Consider the following 6,052-nt stretch of genomic DNA (forward strand, 5'->3'; position numbering starts at 1 on the left):
GGAGATTTTAGCAAGGTGATAAAAGTAGCGATTGTCGGGGGCACCGGCTATACAGGGGTGGAATTACTTCGGCTTCTCTCAACACATCCACAAGCGGAAGTTACCGCAATCACCTCCCGTTCGTTGAATGGTACCCCGGTTGCCGAGCTTTTCCCTAGCCTGAGAGGGCACTCGCAGCTGTCTTTCTGTAGCCCCGATCTCGAACAGCTGGCGGATTGTGACGTTGTATTCTTCGCTACACCTCATGGCGTTGCCCAGGCCCAGGTACCGGCACTTATTGAACGCGGAGTTCGAGTGATCGATTTGTCCGCCGATTTCCGTTTGAAAGATATACCTACCTGGGAGCAGTGGTACGGTCAGGCCCACGCCGCTCCGGAATTAGCTCAAAGCGCTGTTTATGGTTTGCCAGAAGTTAATCGGGAACAGATTGCCAATGCGCAGTTGATAGCCTGCCCGGGCTGTTATCCCACCGCGATTCAATTGGGATGGATACCGCTTTTGGAAAAGGGCCTGGTAGAACCTGGTGAGCTGATCGCCAGTGCGGCCAGTGGTATCAGTGGTGCGGGGCGACAGGGTAAGACCGACTTGATTATGGCTGAGAATAGCGACAACTTCCGCGCATATTCTGCCGCCGGGCACCGTCATTTACCCGAGATTGAACAGGGGCTTCGTCGAGTGCAGGCCACTGAATCCTCTCCCGCGCAGGTGACTTTTGTACCGCATTTACTTCCCATGATTCGCGGTATCCACGCTACTTTATTTGCCCGGTCAGTGGGGAAGGTTGATGCCGATGAGCTTCAACAGATCTTTGAAAACCGCTATAAAAATGCGCCTTTTGTAGATGTGATGCCGGCGGGCAGCCACCCTCAGACTCGTACGGTTAGAGGGACCAATATGTGCCGCATCTCGGTATTGCAACCCCAGGAGCGGGATACGGTACTGGTATTATCGGCCATTGATAACCTGGCCAAAGGCGCGTCCGCCCAGGCAATCCAGAATATGAATATTATGTTTGGCTTAACTGAGACGTTGGGCCTGGATAGCCCGGCACTGCTGCCTTAGAATCGGGTGTTTCCCGACAATCGATAAATCCCGGATAAGACTTAGCAGATTTCATGGTGCTCAAAGTTAAAGGCAGCAAGCAGTACCGCATGAAAGTGGTGCCTCATAAACCCTTCTCTGGTGTCATTGCCGTAGTGGGGGTCGTTTTTTTGGTATTAGTGACCTCGGCCGGGTCCTATTTCGCCGGGCAGTATCAGCTGCGCCAGAGCCTCGATCGCAAGACACTGGAGCATACTCAAGTACTCGATCGTGTTACCGCGCTTCAGAGTGAGAATGAATCCCTGCGAATGAGGGTTGCCACTGCAGAGCAGTCGCTGACTATCGGTGAGCAGGCGAGTGAGTCGGTGCGTGCGGAACTGGTGCAGAAAGAGAGCCAGATCGCAGAGCTAAAGCAGGAAATTTCTTTCTATCGCGGCGTCATGGCCCCTGAAGATGGGGGTGAGGGGGTGTCCATTGGACGCTTTATCCTCTCGCAGACCGGCGATCCAAAAAGTTACCAGTACAAGTTACAGATCAAACAGTCCGCAGCGCGTCGGGATGTTGTAAAAGGCACGGCCACATTTACCGTAGTGGGCCGTCAGGATGGGGAACCGAAGAGTTACCCTCTGAAGGAACTGTCGGAGCAGGTGAATAGTGAGTCGATTCAGCTGCGTTTTAAATATTTTCAGAATATCGAGGGAGAGCTGCGCTTGCCGGAGGGGTTTGTGCCCGAAGGTGTGGAGTTGTCACTTAAATCTTCTGGGCGCAAGGGCTTTAATATTGAGCAGCGCTACGGTTGGTTAGTACAGGAAAGTTAGCATAGGTGCCAAAGGCACGAGGTTTTGGGGATTATGTTAAGAAAAAAAGAGAAACAGATAACTATGGCCAATACCGGTAGTAACCACACGACTTTGATCGCTCGTCAGACTGAGATCAGCGGTGATATCCACTTCCGTGGCAACCTGGTCATCGAAGGTAAGGTGCGTGGCAATGTTACCGCTCACAGTGATAGTGATGCGCGCCTGCAAATTGTGGATGGCGGTATCATTGAGGGTGAAATTCGTGTGCCTCAGGTAGTGATCAATGGCAATGTCAAAGGGGATGTGTTTGCTGCGCGCCACCTGGAGCTCGCTTCCAAGGCAATGGTAGAAGGCAATGTACACTATAAGCTGATCGAGATGCTGAAAGGTGCCCAGGTAAACGGTGCCCTGGTATCCAGTGCCGACTTGAGTAGCGCGGGTGAGCCCCATATGCTCGGCTATTCCGAAGATGAAACTGTCATTGAAGCCTCTTAAGTCCGGGTAGTATTGGCTGGCGCTGGTACTTTGTTGTACCGGCCCACCTGCCGGTTAATACTTGACTGAATTGCTGGGTTTAAGCAAGATGACGCCCCCGGGGCTGCACTCGTTATAACTTTTATACGAGCGGTGAATGTCCCGATGAGTTGAGAGAGACTTATGTCAGAAGCTGTATCCTTTTCTCCCGCGCCACTCGTGGTCACAGACAAGGCTGTGGCCAAGGTAAAAAGCCTGTTGGAAGAGGAGGGCAACCCGGAGCTGAAACTCAGGGTGTTCGTGACCGGAGGCGGCTGTTCCGGTTTCCAATACGGTTTTACCTTTGATGAATTGGTTGCCGAAGATGATGCCATCATAGAAAAGGATGGCATTCAGGTCTTGGTGGATGCGATGAGCTACCCCTACCTGGTTGGCGCCAATGTTGATTACGAAGAAGGCCTTTCGGGGTCGCGCTTCGTAGTACAAAATCCCAATGCGTCCGCTACCTGTGGCTGCGGCTCCTCTTTCTCTATTTGAGAAATCCTAACCCGCCCTATTGATCAGGGCGGGTAAATAGCCCCTAGAACCGCCTCTTTCTGCGCGCCAGTCACTCCCGGGCAATTACCGGGCAGCCCTCTCAATGTCTGGCGGGCCAACCAAGCAAATCCCACGGCTTCGAGCCAGTCTGCGTCAATACCGTAACTGCCCGTGTCAGTAATAGACCAGGTGGGCAAGCGACGCTGTAATCGTGTAACCAAGTCCTTGTTTTTTGCCCCGCCCCCGCAAGTGAGCAGCTCGCCGCCTTCGGCAAAATTATGCACGGCGTCGGCGATACTGGCTGCGGTCACTTCAGACAGGGTCGCCTGCACATCTACCGGCGCCACTTCCAAACCGGCGCAGGCCTGTTCGAGCCAGCTGGGGTTAAAAGTTTCACGGCCAGTGCTCTTGGGTGGCTCGGCGGAGAAATAGGGATCTGAAAGCAGGCGGTTGAGAAGTTCAGCATTGGCGCGACCGCTCGCGGCCCAGTCTCCATTTCTATCGTAGGGCTGGTTTTTGTGTAGGTTCACCCAGTAGTCGAGCAATGCATTACCTGGACCTGTGTCATAGCCGTAAACCTGGCCATCTGCCGTCAGCTCAGTGATATTGGCCATCCCCCCAATATTGACCACAGCACGGCTTCCATCAGTTTTGAAAGCGGCCTGGTGAAACGCCGGCATTAAAGGCGCTCCTTGACCACCGAGAGCGATATCCCGGCGACGGAAATCCGCAACGGTGCAGATGCCCGTCAGTGCTGAGATGGTGTTGGGGTCACCGAGTTGCAAAGTAAAGGGAGAAGTCACTGTGCCTGGGGGGCGGTGGCGTACGGTTTGGCCGTGACTGCCAATGGCGGTAACAGACTGACCCTCAACACCGGCTCGGGCTAGCAGGGTATTGGTGGCTTCGGCAAAAACCTGTCCCAGTTGCCGGTCTAACTGTCCGGCGCGATCCAACTCTGAAGGGCCGGGGGCACAGAGGCTGAGGATAGCCTCGCGCAGGCCGCTGTGAATCGGGTGGGCTAACGCAGCCAGGATACGGGTGTTTATTTTTTCTTCATCGCCAAAATCGACCAGCACCGCGTCAATGGAGTCAACGCTGGTGCCGGACATCAGGCCGATAAACAGATCGGGCATATTCGTTGGCGCTTGTTAGGGGCTTTCTTCATCCAGTTGAGCCAGAGCCGGCCCCTGGAAGTTTTCTAGTTTCGCCAGAAGTGGCTGGGTCTGGTTTTTAAAACGGATCATCTCAGAAGTCGGTACCGACTTTGCCTTGGGCAATTTGCGCACAATGGTGGCGGGGTTGCGATGTCTGCCATCCACCAGGAATTCGTAGTGCAAGTGCGGGCCGGTGGCATAACCGGTAGACCCCACAGTGCCAATAACCTGGCGCTGCTTAACGCGCTGGCCCTTTTTGACTTTGCGCTTGGTCAGGTGGAGATAGCGGGTTACATACCGTTCGCCGTGCTGGATAAATACGTAGTTGCCATTGGGCTTGCTATAGCCAGACGCGATAACCCGACCATCGCCAGTAGAGTAAACGGGGGTGCCTCTTGGAGCGGCATAGTCGGTGCCATTATGAGGTCGGCGTGACTTGAATACTGGGTGCAGGCGGCTCGGGTTGAAGTGAGAGCTGATGCGGACTATGTCCAGTGGTGTGCGGATAAATGCCTTGCGCATACTTTTGCCTTCAGGCGTGTAGTAATTGGCATCACCACTGTTATCCACATAGCGCACAGCGCTAAAAGTTCTTCCTTGGTTGGTAAAACTGACCGCAAGGATAGGACCGTTGCCAATTTTCTCCCCATCCAGGAACAACTCTTCGAACATCACACTAAAGTTGTCGCCCTTGCGAATATCGAGGGCAAAGTCGATATCGGAGCTGAATACATCCGCCATCTCCATTATCAGGCTGTCACTCAGCCCAGCATCGCTACCGGCCAGGAATAGGGAACTATCGATCTGGGCCTGTCGGTAAGCCGGATGGCTGTCGGGCTCACGAGTTATCAGTGCGTGTTCAAACTTATCTGCATTTGTGCGGGTAAACTCAATTTGATTGAGTCGATCTCGCTGCAATTTCAGGGACTGCAGCTGGCCATCATTATTTGTTTGAAAGGTCAGCTCTTCACCCGGAGTTAGACGTGCCAGCTGTTTTGCCTCTTTGCCGCTACCCAGAAGCTGGTACATCTCTTTGGCGCTGATTTTTGCACGTTGAAATAGGTCTGACAGGGTATCCCCGTTACGTACTTCAAGGCTCAACGACTTGACCGCCTCGACACTGACGTTAAGCAGTGGCGTTTCCGCCGGCGTATAAGTGAGAGCAGGTTTGGCTTCAGTGCTGTCGCCGCTTGTGACCTCTGAAAGTTTGACGGGTAGGGATGTGCGCTTAGAGGAAATCTCCGGTGAAGGAATCAGAACGGCCAGCATAAGGACAAAGGCTGCGATGCCAGCGGTCAGCGCATGAACGCGGGGAAAATGCTTGGGTAAGCCGCCAATACGGAGGCCTGTACTCGATTTACGATGGTTTTGCATGGCGTTAGCGGATGGTACTGGCGGTCGTTGTTATTTGCGCTTGAAAAACTGAGTGTCTAAAAAACAGGCATTGGAGGGGCTTTATAGCAAAAAAGCCGCCTTGGTTCACGAGATAATTGACACGTCTTTGCACGGTTTGGTTCCTCATGAATTTTGTTTTTAGTGCGGATGCTGGGCTGCTGCACGCTTGTATTTGCCGCAAACTTCGGTAATGTTGCAGCGCATTTTGCCGCCGCTTGGTGGCGCTAATTTCAAGCCTATATATGAGGGGAAAGCATGGCTGGGGTCGACATGACACTGCTAGAAGACTTGGACCGTCGCGGATTAATTAATCAAGCGACTGGTGACGGCGAACTGACGCAGCATTTGTCGGAGAGTCGAACCCTGTATTGCGGTTTTGATCCCACTGCAGACTCCCTTCATATAGGCAGTCTAGTACCGTTGCTGACCTTGAAGAGGTTTCAGGCGGCAGGGCATAAACCAATTGCACTGGTTGGCGGTGCCACGGGGTTGATTGGTGACCCCTCTTTTAAGGCTCAGGAGCGCAGTTTGAATACCCCCGATATTGTTGCGGGTTGGGTAGACAAGCTGAAAAGCCAGGTTTCCCAATTTATCAATTTCGATTGTGGGGAAAATAGTGCCATTGTCGCCAATAACCTCGACTGGACTTGC

General features: G+C 53.3%; 7 protein-coding genes (1 of these 7 cut by a window edge). 5 read left to right on the plus strand and 2 right to left on the minus strand.

Translation table 11 applies throughout. The features are described from left to right. Positions 1 to 15: 15 nt before the first annotated feature. From argC to erpA, 4 genes are all read left to right on the plus strand, one after another. On the plus strand, positions 16 to 1,062 hold the full coding sequence (gene argC, locus QT397_05735; GenBank protein ID WNZ58507.1) for an N-acetyl-gamma-glutamyl-phosphate reductase: 1,047 nt from the start codon (positions 16 to 18) through the stop codon (positions 1,060 to 1,062). Positions 1,063 to 1,115: 53 nt separating this feature from the next. Continuing rightward, the gene (locus QT397_05740; GenBank protein ID WNZ56858.1) at positions 1,116 to 1,859 is read left to right on the plus strand and encodes a hypothetical protein; all 744 of its coding nucleotides are present in this window, start codon (positions 1,116 to 1,118) and stop codon (positions 1,857 to 1,859) included. 33 nt (positions 1,860 to 1,892) lie between these two features. After that, positions 1,893 to 2,336, plus strand: a complete 444-nt coding sequence (locus tag QT397_05745) for a polymer-forming cytoskeletal protein (GenBank protein WNZ56859.1) — start codon at positions 1,893 to 1,895, stop codon at positions 2,334 to 2,336. 162 nt (positions 2,337 to 2,498) lie between these two features. After that, positions 2,499 to 2,852, plus strand: a complete 354-nt coding sequence (gene erpA / locus QT397_05750; protein WNZ56860.1) for an iron-sulfur cluster insertion protein ErpA — start codon at positions 2,499 to 2,501, stop codon at positions 2,850 to 2,852. Between the two features lie 23 nt (positions 2,853 to 2,875). Here the strand turns inward: erpA and QT397_05755 are convergent, their stop codons facing one another. Both QT397_05755 and QT397_05760 read right to left on the minus strand, forming a co-directional pair. Beyond that, positions 2,876 to 3,985, minus strand: coding sequence for an anhydro-N-acetylmuramic acid kinase (locus QT397_05755; protein WNZ56861.1), 1,110 nt, complete (start codon positions 3,983 to 3,985; stop codon positions 2,876 to 2,878). A gap of 15 nt (positions 3,986 to 4,000) precedes the next feature. Next, complete coding sequence (locus tag QT397_05760) at positions 4,001 to 5,380, minus strand: peptidoglycan DD-metalloendopeptidase family protein (protein WNZ56862.1); 1,380 nt, start codon at positions 5,378 to 5,380, stop codon at positions 4,001 to 4,003. A gap of 276 nt (positions 5,381 to 5,656) precedes the next feature. On the opposite strand from QT397_05760, the gene tyrS reads away from it, so the two are divergent. Next, positions 5,657 to 6,052 carry the start of a tyrosine--tRNA ligase gene (tyrS, locus tag QT397_05765; protein WNZ56863.1) on the plus strand. 909 nt of this gene lie beyond the right edge of the window, so the window shows 396 of its 1,305 coding nt (coding positions 1-396); it begins with the start codon at positions 5,657 to 5,659; the stop codon falls past the right edge of the window.

This window comes from Microbulbifer sp. MKSA007, from assembly GCA_032615215.1.
Classification (GTDB): Bacteria; Pseudomonadota; Gammaproteobacteria; order Pseudomonadales; family Cellvibrionaceae; genus Microbulbifer.

Bases quoted from the DNA above. Each gene is read 5' to 3' on its own strand.
- QT397_05740 (WNZ56858.1), top strand. From the start codon at position 1,116: ATGGTGCTCAAAGTTAAAGGCAGCAAGCAGTACCGCATGAAAGTGGTG.
- erpA (WNZ56860.1), top strand. From the start codon at position 2,499: ATGTCAGAAGCTGTATCCTTTTCTCCCGCGCCACTCGTGGTCACAGAC.
- QT397_05745 (WNZ56859.1), top strand. From the start codon at position 1,893: ATGTTAAGAAAAAAAGAGAAACAGATAACTATGGCCAATACCGGTAGT.
- QT397_05760 (WNZ56862.1), bottom strand. From the start codon at position 5,380: ATGCAAAACCATCGTAAATCGAGTACAGGCCTCCGTATTGGCGGCTTA.
- QT397_05755 (WNZ56861.1), bottom strand. From the start codon at position 3,985: ATGCCCGATCTGTTTATCGGCCTGATGTCCGGCACCAGCGTTGACTCC.